The sequence below is a fragment of the Streptomyces murinus genome (genome assembly GCF_002154555.1).
GTDB lineage: Bacteria > Actinomycetota > Actinomycetes > Streptomycetales > Streptomycetaceae > Streptomyces > Streptomyces murinus.
The window spans coordinates 1-982 of the sequence record NZ_MUNF01000707.1; the positions used below are offsets into that span (position 1 = coordinate 1).

Genomic DNA, 982 nt, shown 5'->3' on the forward strand with positions numbered 1-982 from the left:
CGCGGGCCCCTCGGTGCGGATCGTGCGCAACCACCCCGGGTACGTGGAGCGGCTGAAGCGGGCCGGGCACCAGGTGCACGTATGGACCGTGAACGAGCCCGAGGACGTCGACCTCTGCCTCGAACTCGGCGTCGACGCCATCATCACCAACCGCCCGCGCGCGGTGCTGGACCAGCTCGGCCGCTGATCTTCCCTATTGACACCCCGCCGCAGGCCGCCGCTGTCGTCACAGGGAGTGCTCCGGCGCGTTCGCCGCGTGTGCGCGGGTATCGAATGCGTCAGCGGAAGGGGATTGGCCGGTTTCCGGCACAGATCACTGGGGCATCCACACCGTGGCGTGGGGCGAAGGAGGTCTCGGGGGTGGCGTTGGTGGTGGCACAGGAGGTGCCCACGTCGTCGTGCATGGCCGTACCCCATGGCCCTGCGGGCGTGGGGGACGCGAGGCGCCGGATGCGCGCGCAGTTGCGCGGCGGCGGCGTGGCGGAATCGGTGGTCGACGACGCCGTACTGATCCTTTCCGAACTGCTGAGCAATGCGTGCAAGCACGGCCGGCCCCTGGGTGCGGCCCGGGCCGGGAGCGGAGACGGGTACGACGGCGGTGACGTACGGGCCGCATGGCGGGTGGACACGGGCGGGCGGCTCATCGTGGAGGTCACGGACGGCGGGGGCCCGACCCGCCCGGCGCCGGCCACCCCCTCGGTGACCGCGCACGGCGGCCGGGGGCTCGCCATCATCACCGCGCTCGCCGACGACTGGGGCGTACGGGACGACGTCCGCGGCGAGGTGACGGTCTGGGTGGTGGTCCACGGAGACGTGCACGACCCGGATGCCCGCTGCCGCCGCGACCATGTCACCGCCGCGCTCACCGCGTCGGCGCCGCCGGATCTGTCCGGCCTCGATCTCGCGGAGGCGTTCGAGGACCTGGCCTGAGGCCGAGAGCCGGGCGGGGCCGAGCCGGGCGGGGGCCGGTGAAAGCCAGGTG

At 73.5% G+C, this 982-nt stretch carries 2 protein-coding genes; both read left to right on the top strand.

Translation table 11 applies throughout. The features are described from left to right. Positions 1-187: glycerophosphodiester phosphodiesterase (locus tag CCN72_RS33535; RefSeq protein ID WP_279630308.1), on the top strand; the 187-nt coding region annotated here is incomplete at its 5' end. Between the two features lie 86 nt (positions 188-273). After that, positions 274-930: an ATP-binding protein gene (locus CCN72_RS33540; RefSeq protein WP_086812037.1), complete on the top strand. Its 657-nt coding sequence runs from the start codon at positions 274-276 to the stop codon at positions 928-930. Positions 931-982 lie beyond the last annotated feature (52 nt).